This window comes from Chitinophaga sp. (assembly GCF_039596455.1).
In the GTDB taxonomy this organism is placed as follows: domain Bacteria; phylum Bacteroidota; class Bacteroidia; order Chitinophagales; family Chitinophagaceae; genus Chitinophaga.
Genome location: NZ_JBCNJR010000005.1, coordinates 276,347 through 293,561 on the forward strand (window position 1 = coordinate 276,347; position 17,215 = coordinate 293,561).

Sequence of the window (17,215 nt, forward strand, 5' to 3'; positions counted from 1 at the left end):
GATGCACATAATATACGAGAAGTGATAACGGAAAGTTTGAGTCGGTTTAATTGTTGGCTGGCCTCAGGCGCGCCTGCCATGAAATACGGAAAAGTGCTATGCGTATAACACTGACCTGAAGGGGGTGAATTTTAAACTTGACGGGAACAACAATAAGCTGAAAGGATAGCATTGCTATCTTTTATGATAGTTTTATACCTTTGCGGACCAATTGAATTTTATGCGCAAAAATTTAAAAATGGGAATATTGGGAGGCGGGCAGCTGGGCGCCATGATCATACGGCATGCAATAGACCTTGGGCTCGATATTGATACGATTGGATAATTTGAAATTACGAAAGCACCTTCAATCACAGATTATGTATAAGCATTCCAAAGAGTCCCAAAGCAACCTTTCACCTGAAACAGCACTTCAGTACCTTAAAGAGGGCAATTTACGGTTTGTTAACAACCTGAGAGCGAACCGGGACCTGTTGAGCCAGGTGAATGCCACCAGGGATGGCCAATACCCGTTTGCGACGGTACTTAGCTGTATGGATTCCCGTACTTCCGTTGAGCTCATCTTTGACCAGGGATTGGGAGACATTTTTAGCATACGGATAGCAGGGAATGTCCTTAACCAGGACGTTATAGGCAGCATGGAATTTGGTACCCGGCTGGCCGGCTCAAAGATCATAGTAGTGCTGGGCCATACCCAATGCGGTGCAATAAAAGGCGCCTGTGACGATGTGAGCCTTGGAAGCCTCACGCAGTTGCTGGAAAAAATCAAGCCGGCAATTGATAATGAAACAATGACCCCTGCCGGAAGCAGGAACGGGAAAAATGCTGATTTTGTAAGGAATGTTACGGAAAACAATGTACGTCACGTCATCAAGCAGATCACCGCACAAAGCCCTACTATAGCGGAACTGGCTAACAGCGGGGCCATTAAGATAGTTGGGGGCGTTTATCATCTCGAAACCGGGGCGGTGACGTTTTTTGAAGAGCCGTGATAAACCAGCTATTCATCCAACAGCACCTCATATTTCAATGTTGACAAATCCGCCACCTTACCCGCAGAAACACTGATCCATACATCGTCCGGGCTGACGGCATCTTTCTTTAATGCAGCAACACTCCGCTCTTGCTGGTAGAGCGTACCGTCTGTTGTCTTGACCGTCCAGAGGATATCAAAAGGACTATATACAACCATATCTTTCCCGGAAACATTTTTCACGTCGTACGATACATGCACCTGGCCGCCGGCACCCTCCTGCTCCGCAACGATATTCGAAATCTGGATATCCGTAGTTTTGAATCCATTGCCTGATCCGGGGCCCGGATCATTTTTCTTGCTGCATCCCATCAGCCCTGCAACGATAAAAAGCGCAGTGAACGCCGCGAGTAATGTTCTTTTTAAATTTTGCTTTCTCATCATAGAAATACATTTTTAGCAAAGTTATCGCGGACTGATACGAAGAACTATACAGCGAAAACGGTATATTTCATACCGTGAAAACGGTATATTTATATCCAGGGGTTCCTTAACTGAAAATATTTGCAGATTTTGAAGAAAATTAATCCGGATGGATCTTAGGGGGTTACTGTTGGCTGTGTGCCTGACTTTTTACCTGCCGGTGATGGCGCAGACACCTGCTATAGACAGTCTGCAGCAGCTGGTGGAAAAAGAACGGAACGTCGAAAACAAGGTGTTCCTCTTGTATGATATAGTCAACCTGCAATCGGAGCTGGACACGGCACTGGCATATGGCACCCTCAGGGAAGCCAGGAAACTGACCGGCGGAAACAAATATCTACAGGCATTTGATCCCTTTTTTGAGGGACAAATTATATGGACGGCAGACAGTGCGCGTACCAAAAGCCTTTATCAGCGCTCCATCACGCTCCTTAGTTTCTATGATACCTACAGGGCAACACAGACCATTGCCAGGGCGTGGCACAACTATGGCATCTTTCTGCAGATAGACGGCAGGCAGGATGAGTACACGGACATCCTGCTTAACAAGGTGATCCCCCTTGCAAGGAAGATCGGGGATATGAGCAGCGTGGCGTCCGCATACAATGCCATCGGTACGGTATATAGCAACAAGGAAGACTACCAGGCCGCCCTCTCCTGTTTCAGCCAGGGTATTCAAGCCGCTGAACACGTTCAGCCATCGGTCAAAAGGTCTATGATCCTTGCCGATGCCTATATCTCCAGCGCCGGCTGCCTGATCTACCTGGATAAATCCCCCGGCGAAGTGTATCGCTACCTGGAACTTGGAAAGCAGCACCTTGGCCAGGTTGGTGATCCGGCCTACCATGCTGATTACTACCTTAACCTTGGCAAGTATTATGGCTTGAAAAATAACCACAGTGCTGCCGTGGAACAATTCAACCAGGGGCTGACCTATGCTGCAAAGAGCCCCACCACCACTATTTCCGTCATAAAACTCAACTATGAAAAAGCCAATTCCCTGCTGCAACTTGGAAAATACAAGGAAAGCAGGGCGGTTCTAAACAGCCTTCTTGCGCAGAACAGTGATGATTTTTCACGTGTCAACCGGGCTGGTACCCTAAAGCTCCGGGCGGAGGTGGAGGCCCGCCTGGGAGATTTTGTGTCTGCCTACCACTCCCTGAAAAGCTGGCAGGTATTGTCAGACAGCATCCGGACGGTGCAGGAAAAGGCGAAAATTGCCGAGATCACCGCCAGGTATGGAAACGCAGAGCAAGAAAACAAGATCCTGAAACTGGAGAATGCCAACCGGAGAAAACTGTTCATTATTGCCCTTGCGGTAATAGCCGCCTTGTTAACCGGGGGGATATTCATCGTCACGCTCCGCAACCGGAAGAAGCAAGTCCGCCAGCAGCTACAGTTGATGGCTTCCGAAAGAGAGGTGGAGGTAAAGAGCGCCCTGATCTACGGGGAGGAACAGGAACGCAAGCGGTTGGCAAGGGAGCTTCATGACGGCCTGGGGGGCACTTTTGCAGGCATTAAGCTAAACCTGGAAAATGCCATCAAGCGGCAGGATATATTCGGGATCAACGGCACGGTAGGGTTGCTTGATGACGCCATCAGGGAATTTCGCCACACCACGCACCGGCTGGTGCCGGAACACCTCAAGCACAATGGGCTGGAGAACAACCTGAGGGATTTTTGTCACTCCCTCCGGGCATCAGGTGTCAATTTCCATTTCTACTTTAAAGGGTTGCAAGGGCTGAACATTGAAGAAAAGGAGCTGGTTATTTTCAGGGTGCTGCAGGAACTGATAACAAACGCCGTAAAACATGCAAAGGCCGGCAACATCCTGATCAACTGCATCCAGGAAGACCGGCTGCTGCTCCTGACCATTGAGGACGATGGCGTTGGCTTTGACCCTGCAATAAAAAAAGAAGGAATAGGCCTGTACAATATCCGGAGCCGTATAAAAATGCTGAACGGCAGCATGCAGATCGACTCCACGGAAGGTAAGGGCACCGTTGTTAATATTGAAATCATGTTATAGCCATGGAAACCATAAAAATAATGGTCTGTGACGACCATCCGTTGATCAACGAAGGACTGCAGAAGATGATTGCCAATATAGACAACATGGTAATTGTGGGCGCCGCGCAGAACATCTCGGAGCTATTTGCTCAATTGGAAAAGCAGGATACGGATATTGTGTTGCTGGATGTTAACCTGCCCGATGGGGACGGATCAGATGTCTGCGCCGCCATCAAAAGGCAATTCCCATTAATAAAAGTATTGGCCATCAGCTCACGGGACGACCGGAGCACCCTGGTCAGAATGGTCAGCAACGGAGCTTCCGGTTACCTGCTAAAAAATGCTTCGGTAGATGAGATTGAGCGGGCCATCAACCTGGTTTACAGCGGCGGCACGTATTACAGCCGGGAAATGCAGCAATTGGTAGCCTCCTTACTCGGTGACACCCTGCGGGGGGAGCAACCGCTCGTAACCCGCCGGGAAAAAGACATACTGCGCTGTCTGAAAGATGGATTGAGTACGCAGCAGATTGCTGAGAACCTGTTTATATCCTCGCGGACGGTTGAGACTCACCGGAAGAATCTGCTGGCTAAGTTTAATGTAAACAAAACGATAAACCTGCTGGAAAAAGCCAGGGAGATGGGGTTGATTTAGTTGGGTTGTGAAGCAGTTAAAATATATTTGGTAGGTATTTTTGAGCTGCCGTTGCCTCAAAAATAAACTCCCAATATGGCGGTTGGGTGAACAATCGATAGCTATACTTGCAATTTTCAAATTCAGCTATCGATTCCTGTGAAATTGGCGCCAAACTCGCTGAAAAATGGTTGCTAGGATTTTGTGCCAACGGTTAATAAAATCCGCCTTACAATGATACAAATGTCGACGCTACGGCCCTTTCCGAGCCCCCTATTGAAAACTAGATAATTGTCGGTTTCGTTTCAACTCTAGGTTTACTTGTTATTCGTGCGTATATTAGAGATAGAAGGAATTTTTATGATAACCATTCAAACTATAGACAAGCCCCAAGAATACTTTGACAAAATTGAAGAACTAATTAAAGTAGTTTTCAATGGCTTTATGGCATTAGCCATGGATTATAGTTATCACATAAATAACGTATTGGGGCAATCGAAAGACGGGAAGCACGCTATTTTTGAGTTGAGAGATAATATCCACTATCGACTTAATAGTTCAAAGCTTCATTTTTACCTAATGTTAACACGGAAAATAGATATTGAAGACAGATTTGCCAAGATGCTAAAGGAAAATCCACAGGTTTTTGATGGATTTATTATGGGGAATCCATATTTTGATTTTGCGGCTGATGAAATAATGGCAATTTATGACAGCACAATCTTTCATCTTTCCTCTGCATTTGACTATCTAGCAATGCTTGTGCAATTTGTATTTGGTAAGAATCCACAGGCAAATCTGCAATGGATTACATTAGCTAAACATTGCTATTCTGACGCCAGTGACTTTGATAAACGGAAGTTTAAAGAAAGTATAAGAAATGTAGACCGGGATTTTATAAGTAAGTTTAATGATTACAGAGCTGAACTAATTCACCGCAAAAAATCAACTTCCTTCGCAAGTGTTTCTTGGGAATTATTTTCCGGTGAAGTTGAAGTAAAATTTAAGTGTTCGGACAAAATAAAATCCGCTTTTAAAAAAACATTTGCTAAGGACAAAAACTACTGCATAACGTATGTGACATTTACATTGATTAAACAAGCTGTTTTAAATATTGGATTGGTCTTAGAGGGGATTAAAATTGAGTTTTCTGAAAACTACAACCCAAATAGTCCTGTGATGAGTAATGATGGATTTCAAATTGTCAACTATAATCCAGAAACCAGATCTGTTGAATCACCGTCAAAACCGTACTGGGAAAAATTCATGGAATATACTAGCTACAAATAATATTAAAAGAAATAGAAAAAGACAATTTCAGTTAAAATTCCTTGCAAAGAGTCAGAATATGAACCAAGCTGCCATACTGATGCATAATGATCCCAGGAAACACCATTTTGTTCCCGAATGCTATCTACGGAAATTCATTGCCAATAAAGAACTACATGTCTTAAATATTGATTCTGTTAAAAAATGGGGCCAGATTAAAATTAATTACAAACAACCAAGCACTATTTGTTTTCTTGATAATTTTTATCTTATAAAATCGGCGTTAAAAGAAAAAATATTCGATTTAAGTGCTTATTCTAAACTTTATATAGAGGTAGATCTATTTCAATTGCTTGAAAATACTTATGGAAATATTATTCAGAAACTGACGGAAACAAGCGCAATTACCCGAGACGAAGCCACAAAAGTATCAGATTTCATAATACAATTAAAAATAAGAAATCCAGCGTGGAGAAATACTATGCAGGGGATTCTAAATACATCAATAGACAAAATTGTTGATGATATCATCAACGATCCACAAACTAGAGCTAGGTTTCATCATGATTCGCCAGAAGAGTTGATTGTAATAGCTCAGATTATGAAAGCGCGTATACTAGGTGACCCTACTCTCATGGAGCGGGCGCATAAATTTAGCATCATAGAGAGATTTGAGAAGGACAGTATACGGAACGCCGCATTCCGAAAAGCGATTCTAGGAAACAGGTGGACAATTCTGCAATCACCTGTAGATGGGCCATTTTTCATTACCACTGACAATCCGGGTGTTGGTGTAAATAATGAAGAATGTCTCAATACTAACTTCGTGGTGGGTGTTTTCTATCTCCCAATCAGTTATAAACATTGTTTGCGTATTGAAAATGTGATTATAGACAGTGACTTTGCCGATAGTAGTACTCATAAACGATGTAACCGTCTCGATGCCACACCCTCAGAAGTGCTCGCCATAAATAATTATGTTAAAGAAGTCGCCAACCAGCTAATCATTGCCAGCGACAGTAATTATTTAATATCATTGGCGGAGGAAATTATAATTACTGGTATGTGATATTTAAAGACATGTGAGCCAGAATTCTTATCGATTTCTGTAGTGCATTTTACTATTTCTTGGTACTATTTCTTGGTACTATTTCGACCTCCTTTTTCCAGTACTTTGTAATGACATTCTGTTGGATAGAGATAAGATGTTCGAGCTCCTGATAATAATTGAGCCAGTTCTCCTGTGCCTTTATTTGCCTTTCCTTTTTGTTCATAAATAAATATGGAAAATCAGCAGTGTAACAAAATGTAATATATGCTTGTGGTACGCTTGTTCATTTTTATTGGCCGTCTTTTTTACTGAAAATTTTAACCAATCATTGTCAGAAAAGCCATCAATAAAAACTAGCCATTCTCACAATTTAAAAAATAGCGAAAATTTAGCAAATGTCTTGAATGCAGGAAAGTATACTGTAGCTCAAGTTAAAGCGGACGGACGCCTCTTTGAATTGACGATTATACAAACAAGCACCAAAGCGGCACATTCAAACTGTGAACCCAGCACTAATCAGAAATTTACTTTATGAACTAACACCTCTATTACGGGGTAAAATAAAGCTCTGGGTTGAACTTACATGCCAACAGCTGCTAGTATAGGATAAAAGTATTTCCCAGTCTCTCAATACGGCAGATTTGGAGTGTTATTTTTGGTGTTTTAAATATAAATATTTATGCCTATATTTACCTGGCTATGCTGATCCCTAAATATGATGGCTATATGGATAATAAATCGACAATACTTGCAAATAGGATTTTTCCAGACACAGATGAATTTGAAGTGGAAGTCTTGAACATCCCTGCAGAAAAGAGGAAATTAATAACAGAAACCTATGATTTCACTGTTTCCACCATTAATGAATATATCAACAACCAACATATTGTTATTCCCAACTTCCAAAGAGGATATGTTTGGAATAGAACTCAAGCGTCTAGGCTTATTGAGTCTTTAATCATCCAGTGTCCCATTCCGGTTGTGTACTTAAGTCAGAATGCAGATGAGACTTTGTCTGTCATCGACGGTAATCAAAGGCTAACCAGTATAAGCCTCTTCCTTAACGATGGATTCCCGTTGACAGGTCTTGCAACATATCCAGAGCTAGATGGGCTAACTTTTACTGAATTGGATCCTAGATTTCAGCGTCACATTATCAATAGAACAATACGCTGCATCGCAATCTTAAAGGAAACTCACCCACAAATTAAGTTTGATGTTTTTGAGCGACTAAATACTGGATCGGTGAAGTTGAACCCTCAAGAATTAAGACATGGAATTTACAACGGAACTTTAATGACTAAGGTGGAAGAATTGGCGAAAGGTTCGTTGTTCAAAAAATTGACTTCAACGTCTAATGATAATAGAATGAAAGGAGATGAATTAGTATTAAGATATTTTGCTTTATTAGATCGGTTGAATATCTATGAAAAGCCAATGACTGTCTTTCTTAATAAGTATGCAGAGGATAATAGGCAAATGCCAGAGGCAGCCGTCAATAATCTTGCAAACAATTTCGAGGCAAATCTCAATAAGTGCCATTTCCTTTATGGAGATTTTTCGTTTAAGACATTTGATGGAAATAGAAAAAGACTTAAAGCAAATACGGCCTTGTATGAAGCGCAGATGCTTTCAATGAATACTTTAAATCCAACATTAGAGCAAATTGATGCAGTAAATAAGGATGATGTAATTGACAGGCTTGAGACCTTACTAAGCAATGAAGAATTTTATAGCACAATTACCAAGGCAACTACGGATAAGAATGTTGTTATAAAGAGGGTTACAGACTATTCAAACTTCATTCAAACAGTGTTTAAGTAATGCCGTATTCAAAGAGTAGGGCAAGAAAAGAGTTTGAAATTGAAGTTAACAAACTATTGAAGCTTGCCAAAAAAGTTTCTTATAAATCATCTCCACTAACTTATGGCCACAAGCAGCTGGTCAACCAATCGTGTATTTTTCTCTTATCAGCAAGAATAGAGGATTTTACTAAAAACTTAATCGAGGACTTACTATACAGTTATAGGAGTAAGGGAGCGACACTTAATGCAATTCCTAGAAATATTAGAACTAAGACTTTACTGGATAGACAAGTGAATTTTTACAGAAGTTATTACAATAGTTCCGATGAGCGCTCACTTTTGAAGAGCATTTCAATTGACAGCCCGTATTATGGAATTATTGATAATGCCGCTAATTTTACAAATCAGGTGTTTCCAACAAATATTATCGGCACAAATAAGTATCCATCAATTAAGAATTTGCAAATTCTTTACTTCAGAGTTGGAATTAACAATATTATAAGTGACCTTAATCGAAAAGCCCGAAAAGATATTAAAACTAATATTGAGTCTTTTTTGAGTCTCAGAGAGGCGATTGCTCATCAGGGTGCACCAGCAGTTACTTTTAATGACGTTGAAAGGCATTTTAAAAATATGGTTGAGGCGATAAATTATTTAGATCGGGTGGTTTATTCACACATAAGAAAGGAATCAGGTGATAAGTATTGGTCATAGTAATGCAATCAGTAATACTTGATAGTTCCCATTTGATCTAACGGTCAGGTCAAAATATTGTGCGGCAGGCGGTATGTCGTTTGGCTGCTAGTGTAATAGCAAATTGCAGCCTGTTCAGCGGTGGTTCTTTCAGCTTAAGTCTATCTCCTTACCTTAACTTTCAAGTTTCCTTCCAGGTTGTCATAACTTATGACTTTCCCCTTATAGAAATACACTGTACTTAATCCGTAATGAAATCTTTTTGCCTCTGGAGCAGTGATAATATAGCTTCCTGGATCGCCCATGATTATGATTACTTCTGCCTCTGTAGAGCCCAAGGTAAAATGATCTTTGGAGGTTTTAGTCACGTGCTTTTCCCTTTGAGGATTACTGACAAATTTGAATTGCTTTTTTAAAGTTTCTAATTCTCTTTCCAAAGCCTTGTTCTTTTCTTCTAGGTTCCTAATGTAGTCCTTTTCCACCTGGTGGGAATTGTACTTACATTCCATAATCAGAAGGAATAACACTAAGAAAGAATAGTATCTGTTCATAATATAGGGAATTTTGAATTCTCAACCTCTATTGGCGTTAGCTGGGATACAACGGAAAATGAAGGAATTCACAGGCAAGAGATTTGAAGTCATTTATCAAATTACATCAGCAAAAGTCGGCCGCTTCATGCTTCCGGAAATCACACCTGAAATCTTATCAAAGATGTGCCGGTTAATTTTATCATCAAAGTTTAAAGATATTGCGAGACTTATGGTTTCCAAAGCTTCCTGATCCTGCCCGGCAATTAATAGGTTCATTGCATGATTCCCCAGCAATGCAGCATCATTAGGTTTGCGTCTAATAGCCTCCGCGGAATATTTAATCGCCTTATCGGTCTGGCTCAAGTGCATAGCAGCCAGGGCTGCTTCCTGGGGTAAATTGTGGTTGACATGCTCAATCCCAAGTGCCAACTCAAAATATGCCAGGGACTTTTCATGCAAATTCATTCTTTGGTAGATTTTACCAAGAAAGAACATGCTTTGCCAATGCGCGGGATCGATTAACAAAGCTCGCTCAAACGATTCAATGGCCTTTTTTGCTCTGATCCTTTCAAAGAAATTCAATTTTCCCCTCCGGTATTCCTCAAGTATTAATAACCCTTCCATTTTTTTACATGCGAAATCGTAGGCTGCATTAAATTCTTCAATCTCCCGGTCAGTGAAATTCATGGTATGTTTTATTGTATTAAATATAATATACTAACGGCGAATAATGCGATTAATGTTTCACCTGAACAATCTGCACAATGCTCAACGTTGCCTTTCTGTTCCGTCTTCCCCACTGGAATCACTGCAGCGTTTCCCGCGTTGACTTGTCCACAAACTCATCGATTACCCCTCCCCATTCACTTCTTTCCTCCTCTTCATTAAATATGTACACTCTATTGTGAATACTAAAAAATCCCCCATACCTGCTGATTTTAACTAAAACAGTATCTTTATTTTTGTAGCTGAATGCACCAACTATATACCCCTTCCATAGAAAAAGTTCGTTAGAAGGCCTTGCAGACTTAATGAGATCCAATACCTTTTGATCATTGTAAGTTTGTTTATGGTACCTTCCCATATCCTTTAGATGGTAACTGCCAAAGTTTTTATCTTCAGAAATGGTATTGTATAATGTCAGGCTGGTAACATTGGCTGTTTTGTTCATACATCCAAATCCAGGAATACACGTGATTGCGAAGAAGAATATAATTGGTGTGTAAGCTTTCATAAGTTAGTTGGTAATAGCAAATTTCGATCAAAACAGTTTTTGGGGTGAACAACTTTGCGGGGCATATGACACCAGTCATTCTCTTTTAACGAATTTATAAATCTGCAACATTGGAACCAATAGCATATTTGTGCTATTGGACTAATTGTCAACGAAAGAGACGGCATCAGGCATTGGTGTAATAAACGTTTATTCCACCAACTTCCCCATCTTCACCTCCAACCCCTCCGCCAACCGCACCAAGGTAGTAATCCAAATATTCTTCTTCCCGTTCTCAATTTTGGAGATCACCGTACCATGAATACCAGTAAGGTTTTCAAGTTCCGCAATAGTGATACCTTTCTTTTTCCTTGCAATCTTCAACCGCTCGCCAAGCTCTTTCAGGAAGTCTTCATTACTTTTCATCATGCTATCAAAAAATGGATAAAAAAAGTTAACCGATCAATTCATAATACTAAATAATTTAGTACCTTCATACAGCATCAAAAACTCAACCATATGTTTAACGCTAACCCTAAAACTAACAATTTTCTAAACACCCCCGCGGTGCAGGAACTCCTCTCCTCCTACGCTTCCCCCGATGAAGCAAACCTCCGCACCTGGGAGCTATTGCTCGCCGCCATGGGCAGTTCTCACGCGGATGCATGGAGCAAGGAAGAAAGAGCCGGTATGATGTTCCACGTTGAGCTGCTCCAAAACCTGGTAAAAGCGGTCTACCACATTGCCAACAAAACTTCCACCAGGATTAACTCACGTGAATACAGCCTGGTTTGAACGCCCGCTATGTTTTTTTACTAAGCATCCGTTCCCTGGTCAGCTTCACGGTACGCTCCTTCATGCCGAGGTACAACGCCAGGTGATAATCATCCGCCCGGTGAAATACCTCTGGGTGGTTGTCTAACATGTGCTCACAGCGTTTCGGGGGAGCCTTGAACAGAATATGCCTCCTCTCGTTAGCGCTTACACAGTAACGTTCAGAGTATAGTCTGCTCACTCTGGCCAGTGATGGATGAAGGTCGCTCATATCCAGCAGGGCGGTCCTGTCCATAGCCAGGCAGCGGGTATCTTCCAGCGCTATAATGTTGTGCTCGCTTCTAAGCAAGCGGAACAATTGCCTGCTGGAAACAAATATATCGCCCTCCAGCATGAAATGGCGCACTCCTTCCTCTCCATCTTCCCTGAACTTGATGACTACCATGCCTTGCGTAATATAATAAACGCTCTCCGGACCATCATCATATGCCAGCACAGGGTTACCTTTCTTGAATGTGCATAGCTGCGCGGCGGCTTTGATCTCTTTCATAACGGCATCTGATAACTGCTGCCCAAGGCGCTCTAAACCGGAAAACAGCATATCAAAATCTTGTTTTTTGGGATTCACCGAACACAAATTTGTTTGTGAGTAAAAGATGATATCGCTAAACCAGGAGTAGGCCGAATTTAAGTTTTTTTTGAGAATGACAAAGAAACTATCTCGCTAAAAAGTGACTCCGAACTGGAAGCCGATGGTTAAAGTAGCCGGCTGGTCATTACCGAACCGCACGGGTATGGGAACAGCCGCGAACATACTAAGATGGTTTCCCTTGATCACTGTTTTATTCAATACCGGCGTGAAGCCGTACCTGCCGGATGTTTCAAATGCAGCGCGAGCCGCTGCCACCCAACCCTTGCCCAGCCCGAAAAGTACGCCCGGATGGAAACAGAAATTGCTCATCTTGCTGGTGCCGCCCGTAGCGCGAATAGTGGGTACAAACTCCATTGAGAAGCCTGTATGCTGGCTCTTCCAGAGATTGATTCCGGTAGGCAAGCCTACGGTATAGGCTCCGTCGAAATTATAATGCGGTTTGTCAGCGCTAAAAGTCACTATGGGATGAAGCAGGCCCACATAACCGGTAACTTTAGGATAGCCGCCTGGCGCAGCCTGTTGCGCTGCAGCCATGCCGGAAGCGCTGAAGAAAATAAGGGCTGCCAGAACGGATGTTTTTAATGGTTGGCTTGCAAAGCCTTTGCTGTTAATCACTTTGATGCAGTTTAAGTTGTTGAAAATCCGGTCAAAGGCAAGTTTACGCAGGAATGCGGGAGCAACATAGAACAGAAATGACTGTCCTGAACAGAATTTACCTTTGAGACAACTATTTCGGTACAGCCTGTATGATCAAAAGTAGCCAGACCTATAAGTGAGGCTTATCGTATCTATACTAGACAATTGCATCACCGAGTCAACATAAAGGGAATACCGAAGGGTCAGCGAAGGGAAAGCGAACGCCAGGTGGACTTGATGCGGAAATGCCCTGCATTTGGTGTAGAGATGATGTGGGGATGCCGTTCTGAGCTAATACCGGCAAAAAAGGGTGCAAAAATACGTTCGGCGTATCACGGGTAAGACAAAAAACTGCGGGGAACAGTGCTTTCAGGGCGTTTTAAGGGCGAAAAAGTGAGGTGAGGGCATGCAGGGGCGTTCAGCGGGGCTGGAAAGGCGGTAAAGGGCGTAAAAACGAAGAACAAAGCGCATACTATTCCCGTTGCGGATGATGAATGACCAATCCCGGCATTACCGGCAGCTGCATGCGCGGCTGCCGCTGTGCACCATGCGGTACATGCTCTTCCCGCACAACCACCGCCGCTTCCGGCTGCAGCACCGCAATGATCTGTGCCGCCATAAATTTCTGGTTGCCCATTAAATACCGGCGGCCATGTTCCACCTGCCAGCAAGTAACCTCCAGTATCACGCAGGTGACCGCGTCCCGGTCAGCCGGCACCGTCAGCGAAAACGCCGCAGAAGGTTCGTCTGCCTTCAGCATCACCATTTCAGACGCTGCTGCATTGGCCTTGGTGAAGCCGCGCTCCAGGCATACGGCCACCGCCCTGATGCCCACGTGCGTGGCCCTGGGATTAGCCAGATGCTTCAGGATGGCAGGAACGGTTACCTCGATGTTGCCCCCCGCATTACGGACAACAGAAGCCTGTACGGGCAATACCTTTGCAAGGTCTGCATGCGTGGTGAAACAAAAACGCTCCAGGTCACGGAAGTACCGCGGTATAAAACGTTTCTGCCGGTGCAGGTCATCCTGCCGCAATACGCCCAGCAAGCTTCCATTCAGCTTGTTGATCAGCTTATTGTCCTGCTTTACATGCAGCAGGCCATGCAGGGCGTGGCGTACGGTAGCCCCCAGGCGGCTGGCCTTGCCGAAGTGGCGGCTGCTCACCTTGCTGTGCGGGCTTTGCCGTACTTCCTCAGGCATACTGCGCAGGTAGTACTTTTTGCCCACTTTGTAGCCGATAACGTTACCCAGCTTGCCGGTGAATTTTAACAAACTTGTTTGCTTTGCCATAACATGTTTTTTCACTGAATTTAAGGCATTCGGCGGGGCCGGGCGGCAAGGGGGATTCAATAGATTCTAAAAGGAGAACGATTGGCGTTAGCGGTTTTCGAAGAGCAACTAGGTTCGGGTTAGATATTGACAAAAAGGAGAGCGTACAGGGATGAAAGTTATCGAAAAATGGCAGATCGAAAGACGAAAATCGGGACTGCTCTTCCTTTGGCCGGCCAGGTACTCCGACATCATAAATTCCGCTTGTTACTTTCAATAGCAATGAACTCCGGCAAATAATCTGGCGTACACCCCTTTGATACTTTGTCACCTTTATAAAGGCCTGTTTTCTCTCCAAGCGCAACACACCGGTTTCGGTACTGTTTTTCATAAACCCCAATCCAGCCCGCTGTGAAATTCATGGCCCATTGAACTTCCGGTTCTTCCCTGGCAATGTTAGCCTCTATTTTAGTTAATAATTCCGGTGTATTGGCAGGCGGTGTTTGTCCTGTCCACCTTAAACGGCCCTGGTAGTACCAGAACACCCGTCTTTGCAGAGCGGAAGAACTATTTTCCCATGATTCGATCAGTGCAACTGTTTTCTTGTTTTTCGTGAGCTGGTTGGCCATGAACCAGTCCATTAACTGATTTCGCTCGTCAAATGAATGGGTATACATATCCTTGTCAAGCGTATTGACCAGGTCTTGTGAAACTTGCTTATGATCCATCAATAAGATGGCCAATAGCCTGGGAAGGAGCTGGCCAGTTGACCATAATTCTATAGCCAGCCCGTGATCCGTTTTGATGTCTTTAGCAATTTTCCTCAGGTCTCCAAGGTTAGTTTGGGTATTGATTTGATCCAGAATGGTTGCTGCTTTTGAAGAGAGTTTCATTTTGTTTGTCTCAGAATCCATAGGTGTAAAATAATAAATTGCAGTTTTTCGCAGGTAAATTCTTTTAGTTAACAGCGCGGCATCCCCTTGCGGAAGGAATTGGTGATATTACAGTTTGCAATTGCCCAGGTGATGGTAGATGGACTACCTGCGTAACCGCTTAATGCAGCTGCCTGGAATGATTAACATCAGCCTCAGTTATAGCATACTGGCCGGCAACAATGGGTTGTTAACTGGCCTCACCTATTCCATTTTTGAGAAAATTTCTCAATTAAACAAAATAATTGGTATTTTTGAGAAAATCTCTCAAAATGTTGATCGAATTTTCGATAGCTAACTACCTGTCTTTCAAGGATAAAACAACTTTAAGCCTTCTTGCTGCTTCAATTAAAGAACATAAGGGTACCAATATATTCTCTGCAGAAAGATATGATCTGCTAAAAGGTACCGTACTCTATGGTGCCAACGCAAGTGGGAAAAGCAATTTTATCAGGGCCATGTCAACAATGCGGAGACTTATCCTTTATTCCTTTGAAAAATCTTCGACCGAAGAGCTCGGTATTACTCCTTTTCTTTTAAATACTGAAACAGAAAGCGCGCCCTCTTTTTTTGAAGTGGTTTTCCTTATTGACAATATCCGGTATAGGTACGGGTTTGAAGTGGACAATACCGCCATACATGCTGAGTGGCTGTATGAAGCAGTCAAACAATCTGAAAAGCCGCTGTTCATCCGGGAAAAAGACGGCATAGAGGTAATGGAAAAGGCCTTCCCTGAAGCAAAAGACCTGGAAGAAAGAACAAGGGAAAATGCTCTTTTTCTTACGGTGATTGACCAGTTTAATGGCAAGACGGCAAAAAAGATCATGCAATGGTTCAACAACTTTATTACTGTATCAGGGCTAAGCCACGAAGACTATAAAGGAGTGACCTTTGGGTTGCTGGAGAACAGGAATACCCGCCCCCTTCTATTGGATTTTTATAAAAAACTGGATTTGGGATTTGATGACATTACAACAGATAAATTACCTTTCGATCCCAAAGAATTGCCGGATAATATCCCGGAAAGCGTGGTAAAACAACTGATTACAGACCTTCAGGATTCTTTCCGCATTGACATCCGGACCATTCACAGAAAATATGACGCTAAAAATAAAGTGGCCGGGAAGGTGGAATTTGACATGCGAAGCCAGGAATCTTCGGGTACCAATAAGTTATTCAATATTTCAGGTCCTGTATTCGATGTATTGAATGATGGCGGGGTTTTAATAATTGATGAGCTGGATGCCAGCTTGCACCCTTTGCTAACACTTGCTATCACCAGGTTGTTCAATTCAGCTGAATTCAATCAAAAAAACGCACAGCTGGTTTTTGCCACTCACGATACCAATCTCCTGAATTATGGAAATTACCGAAGAGATCAAATCTACTTTGTAGAGAAAAATAAGTATGGCGCATCCGAAATGTATTCATTGGTTGAATATAAGGAAGAAGGCAAAACCGTTCGTAAAGACCGTTCTTTTGAGAAAGACTATATTGAAGGCCGGTACGGTGCCATTCCTTTCATTGGTAACCTGTCAAATGTGGTTAAGGAATGGCAAGAAAGATAAAGATACCCAATGAACATCTTAAGCGCTATGCGAGGCAGGAACAAAAGCGTAAACAGAATGTTCGTGCCAAACGCATGTACTATTTAATTGTATGCGAAGGCGAAGCAACTGAACCCAACTATTTCGAAGGCTTAAAGCGGGATTTACCTAAAGGCGTTCTGACTGCATACCAGATAGATATTGAGGGTACAGGATGCAATACACAATCCCTGGTAGATGAAGCGTTGCGTTTAAAAGCTATTTGTGAAAAAAACAGTACACGTCCTGTAGACAAGCTTTGGGTGGTTTTTGACAGGGACAGCTTTGCCGCGAATGACTTTAACAATGCGATTAATCGTTGTGCACAAAACAACCCCGTAATTGGCTGTGCATGGAGTAACGAAGCGTTTGAATTATGGTATTTGCTGCATTTTCATTATTACCAGAATGGCATGAGCCGGCAGCAATACCAGGCTTTGATTGAGCAGAACTTAAAGCCACATTTGGGAGATGATTATACTTATGAAAAGAATAGTGCAGAAATGTATACTTTCTTAAAGAAATATGGCAGTATCGAAAATGCGATCCGGAATGGGAAACGGCTTGCCGAAACCTATGGCGAAAGGCGGGACTATGCAGATCATAACCCAGGTACAATGGTGTGGGTGTTAGTAGAGGAACTATTGAAATTGAATCCAACCGGGGGCGCCTGAAGACTACTCATCCGGCATCAATTCCGCC

At 42.9% G+C, this 17,215-nt stretch carries 19 protein-coding genes; 10 read left to right on the top strand and 9 right to left on the bottom strand.

Going from position 1 to position 17,215, the window contains the following annotated elements:
- The first annotated feature begins 359 nt into the window (after positions 1–359).
- Positions 360–992 (top strand): carbonic anhydrase family protein, encoded by a 633-nt coding sequence (locus tag ABDW36_RS17495; RefSeq protein WP_343703219.1) that lies wholly within the window; start codon positions 360–362, stop codon positions 990–992.
- A gap of 8 nt (positions 993–1,000) precedes the next feature.
- On the opposite strand, the gene ABDW36_RS17500 is transcribed toward ABDW36_RS17495, so the two are convergent.
- A complete protein-coding gene (locus ABDW36_RS17500; protein ID WP_343703220.1) occupies positions 1,001–1,417 on the bottom strand; it encodes a hypothetical protein in 417 nt (138 codons plus the stop codon).
- Positions 1,418–1,619: 202 nt separating this feature from the next.
- On the opposite strand from ABDW36_RS17500, the gene ABDW36_RS17505 reads away from it, so the two are divergent.
- The 6 genes from ABDW36_RS17505 to ABDW36_RS17530 all read left to right on the top strand — a co-directional run bounded on the left by ABDW36_RS17505 (position 1,620) and on the right by ABDW36_RS17530 (position 8,938).
- Entirely contained in the window at positions 1,620–3,485 is a 1,866-nt protein-coding gene (locus ABDW36_RS17505; protein WP_343703221.1) for a sensor histidine kinase, read from the top strand.
- 2 nt (positions 3,486–3,487) lie between these two features.
- Positions 3,488–4,120: a response regulator transcription factor gene (locus tag ABDW36_RS17510; RefSeq protein WP_343703222.1), complete on the top strand. Its 633-nt coding sequence runs from the start codon at positions 3,488–3,490 to the stop codon at positions 4,118–4,120.
- Between the two features lie 309 nt (positions 4,121–4,429).
- Positions 4,430–5,389 (top strand): hypothetical protein, encoded by a 960-nt coding sequence (locus tag ABDW36_RS17515; protein ID WP_343703223.1) that lies wholly within the window; start codon positions 4,430–4,432, stop codon positions 5,387–5,389.
- Positions 5,331–6,437, top strand: coding sequence for a DUF4238 domain-containing protein (locus tag ABDW36_RS17520; protein ID WP_343703224.1), 1,107 nt, complete (start codon positions 5,331–5,333; stop codon positions 6,435–6,437). The genes ABDW36_RS17515 and ABDW36_RS17520 overlap by 59 nt, the downstream gene beginning before the upstream one ends.
- Positions 6,438–7,118: 681 nt before the next feature.
- Positions 7,119–8,243, top strand: a complete 1,125-nt coding sequence (locus tag ABDW36_RS17525) for a DUF262 domain-containing protein (protein ID WP_343703225.1) — start codon at positions 7,119–7,121, stop codon at positions 8,241–8,243.
- Entirely contained in the window at positions 8,243–8,938 is a 696-nt protein-coding gene (locus ABDW36_RS17530) for a HEPN domain-containing protein (protein ID WP_343703226.1), read from the top strand. The genes ABDW36_RS17525 and ABDW36_RS17530 overlap by 1 nt, the downstream gene beginning before the upstream one ends.
- Positions 8,939–9,078: 140 nt before the next feature.
- Here the strand turns inward: ABDW36_RS17530 and ABDW36_RS17535 are convergent, their stop codons facing one another.
- The 4 genes from ABDW36_RS17535 to ABDW36_RS17550 all read right to left on the bottom strand — a co-directional run bounded on the left by ABDW36_RS17535 (position 9,079) and on the right by ABDW36_RS17550 (position 11,092).
- Positions 9,079–9,468: a hypothetical protein gene (locus ABDW36_RS17535; RefSeq protein ID WP_343703227.1), complete on the bottom strand. Its 390-nt coding sequence runs from the start codon at positions 9,466–9,468 to the stop codon at positions 9,079–9,081.
- Positions 9,469–9,564: 96 nt separating this feature from the next.
- Positions 9,565–10,137 (bottom strand): hypothetical protein, encoded by a 573-nt coding sequence (locus ABDW36_RS17540; RefSeq protein WP_343703228.1) that lies wholly within the window; start codon positions 10,135–10,137, stop codon positions 9,565–9,567.
- Between the two features lie 118 nt (positions 10,138–10,255).
- The gene (locus ABDW36_RS17545; RefSeq protein WP_343703229.1) at positions 10,256–10,684 is read right to left on the bottom strand and encodes a hypothetical protein; all 429 of its coding nucleotides are present in this window, start codon (positions 10,682–10,684) and stop codon (positions 10,256–10,258) included.
- Positions 10,685–10,873: 189 nt separating this feature from the next.
- Complete coding sequence (locus ABDW36_RS17550) at positions 10,874–11,092, bottom strand: helix-turn-helix transcriptional regulator (protein WP_343703230.1); 219 nt, start codon at positions 11,090–11,092, stop codon at positions 10,874–10,876.
- Between the two features lie 138 nt (positions 11,093–11,230).
- Between ABDW36_RS17550 and ABDW36_RS17555 the strand changes: the two genes are divergently transcribed.
- Complete coding sequence (locus tag ABDW36_RS17555) at positions 11,231–11,458, top strand: hypothetical protein (RefSeq protein ID WP_343703231.1); 228 nt, start codon at positions 11,231–11,233, stop codon at positions 11,456–11,458.
- 7 nt (positions 11,459–11,465) lie between these two features.
- Here ABDW36_RS17555 and ABDW36_RS17560 read toward each other — a convergent pair whose 3' ends face one another.
- The 4 genes from ABDW36_RS17560 to ABDW36_RS17575 all read right to left on the bottom strand — a co-directional run bounded on the left by ABDW36_RS17560 (position 11,466) and on the right by ABDW36_RS17575 (position 14,909).
- Positions 11,466–11,987, bottom strand: coding sequence for a cyclic nucleotide-binding domain-containing protein (locus tag ABDW36_RS17560; protein WP_343703232.1), 522 nt, complete (start codon positions 11,985–11,987; stop codon positions 11,466–11,468).
- 174 nt (positions 11,988–12,161) lie between these two features.
- Positions 12,162–12,704, bottom strand: coding sequence for a hypothetical protein (locus ABDW36_RS17565; RefSeq protein WP_343703233.1), 543 nt, complete (start codon positions 12,702–12,704; stop codon positions 12,162–12,164).
- A 493-nt stretch (positions 12,705–13,197) separates the two neighbouring features.
- Positions 13,198–14,016, bottom strand: coding sequence for a hypothetical protein (locus ABDW36_RS17570; RefSeq protein ID WP_343703234.1), 819 nt, complete (start codon positions 14,014–14,016; stop codon positions 13,198–13,200).
- Between the two features lie 230 nt (positions 14,017–14,246).
- Complete coding sequence (locus ABDW36_RS17575) at positions 14,247–14,909, bottom strand: DNA alkylation repair protein (protein WP_343703235.1); 663 nt, start codon at positions 14,907–14,909, stop codon at positions 14,247–14,249.
- Positions 14,910–15,199: 290 nt separating this feature from the next.
- On the opposite strand from ABDW36_RS17575, the gene ABDW36_RS17580 reads away from it, so the two are divergent.
- Complete coding sequence (locus tag ABDW36_RS17580; protein WP_343703236.1) at positions 15,200–16,495, top strand: ATP-binding protein; 1,296 nt, start codon at positions 15,200–15,202, stop codon at positions 16,493–16,495.
- Positions 16,480–17,187: an RloB family protein gene (locus ABDW36_RS17585; RefSeq protein ID WP_343703237.1), complete on the top strand. Its 708-nt coding sequence runs from the start codon at positions 16,480–16,482 to the stop codon at positions 17,185–17,187. Before ABDW36_RS17580 ends, ABDW36_RS17585 begins: the two co-directional genes overlap by 16 nt.
- Positions 17,188–17,215: the final 28 nt, after the last annotated feature.

What these genes read in the sequence shown, in the direction of transcription:
- ABDW36_RS17540 (WP_343703228.1), bottom strand. Translation starts at nt 10,137, where the DNA reads ATGAATTTCACTGACCGGGAGATTGAAGAATTTAATGCAGCCTACGAT.
- ABDW36_RS17495 (WP_343703219.1), top strand. Translation starts at nt 360, where the DNA reads ATGTATAAGCATTCCAAAGAGTCCCAAAGCAACCTTTCACCTGAAACA.
- ABDW36_RS17560 (WP_343703232.1), bottom strand. Translation starts at nt 11,987, where the DNA reads ATGAAAGAGATCAAAGCCGCCGCGCAGCTATGCACATTCAAGAAAGGT.
- ABDW36_RS17580 (WP_343703236.1), top strand. Translation starts at nt 15,200, where the DNA reads ATGTTGATCGAATTTTCGATAGCTAACTACCTGTCTTTCAAGGATAAA.
- ABDW36_RS17530 (WP_343703226.1), top strand. Translation starts at nt 8,243, where the DNA reads ATGCCGTATTCAAAGAGTAGGGCAAGAAAAGAGTTTGAAATTGAAGTT.
- ABDW36_RS17550 (WP_343703230.1), bottom strand. Translation starts at nt 11,092, where the DNA reads ATGATGAAAAGTAATGAAGACTTCCTGAAAGAGCTTGGCGAGCGGTTG.
- ABDW36_RS17570 (WP_343703234.1), bottom strand. Translation starts at nt 14,016, where the DNA reads ATGGCAAAGCAAACAAGTTTGTTAAAATTCACCGGCAAGCTGGGTAAC.
- ABDW36_RS17500 (WP_343703220.1), bottom strand. Translation starts at nt 1,417, where the DNA reads ATGATGAGAAAGCAAAATTTAAAAAGAACATTACTCGCGGCGTTCACT.
- ABDW36_RS17575 (WP_343703235.1), bottom strand. Translation starts at nt 14,909, where the DNA reads ATGGATTCTGAGACAAACAAAATGAAACTCTCTTCAAAAGCAGCAACC.
- ABDW36_RS17510 (WP_343703222.1), top strand. Translation starts at nt 3,488, where the DNA reads ATGGAAACCATAAAAATAATGGTCTGTGACGACCATCCGTTGATCAAC.
- ABDW36_RS17505 (WP_343703221.1), top strand. Translation starts at nt 1,620, where the DNA reads ATGGCGCAGACACCTGCTATAGACAGTCTGCAGCAGCTGGTGGAAAAA.
- ABDW36_RS17525 (WP_343703225.1), top strand. Translation starts at nt 7,119, where the DNA reads ATGCTGATCCCTAAATATGATGGCTATATGGATAATAAATCGACAATA.
- ABDW36_RS17535 (WP_343703227.1), bottom strand. Translation starts at nt 9,468, where the DNA reads ATGAACAGATACTATTCTTTCTTAGTGTTATTCCTTCTGATTATGGAA.
- ABDW36_RS17585 (WP_343703237.1), top strand. Translation starts at nt 16,480, where the DNA reads ATGGCAAGAAAGATAAAGATACCCAATGAACATCTTAAGCGCTATGCG.
- ABDW36_RS17545 (WP_343703229.1), bottom strand. Translation starts at nt 10,684, where the DNA reads ATGAAAGCTTACACACCAATTATATTCTTCTTCGCAATCACGTGTATT.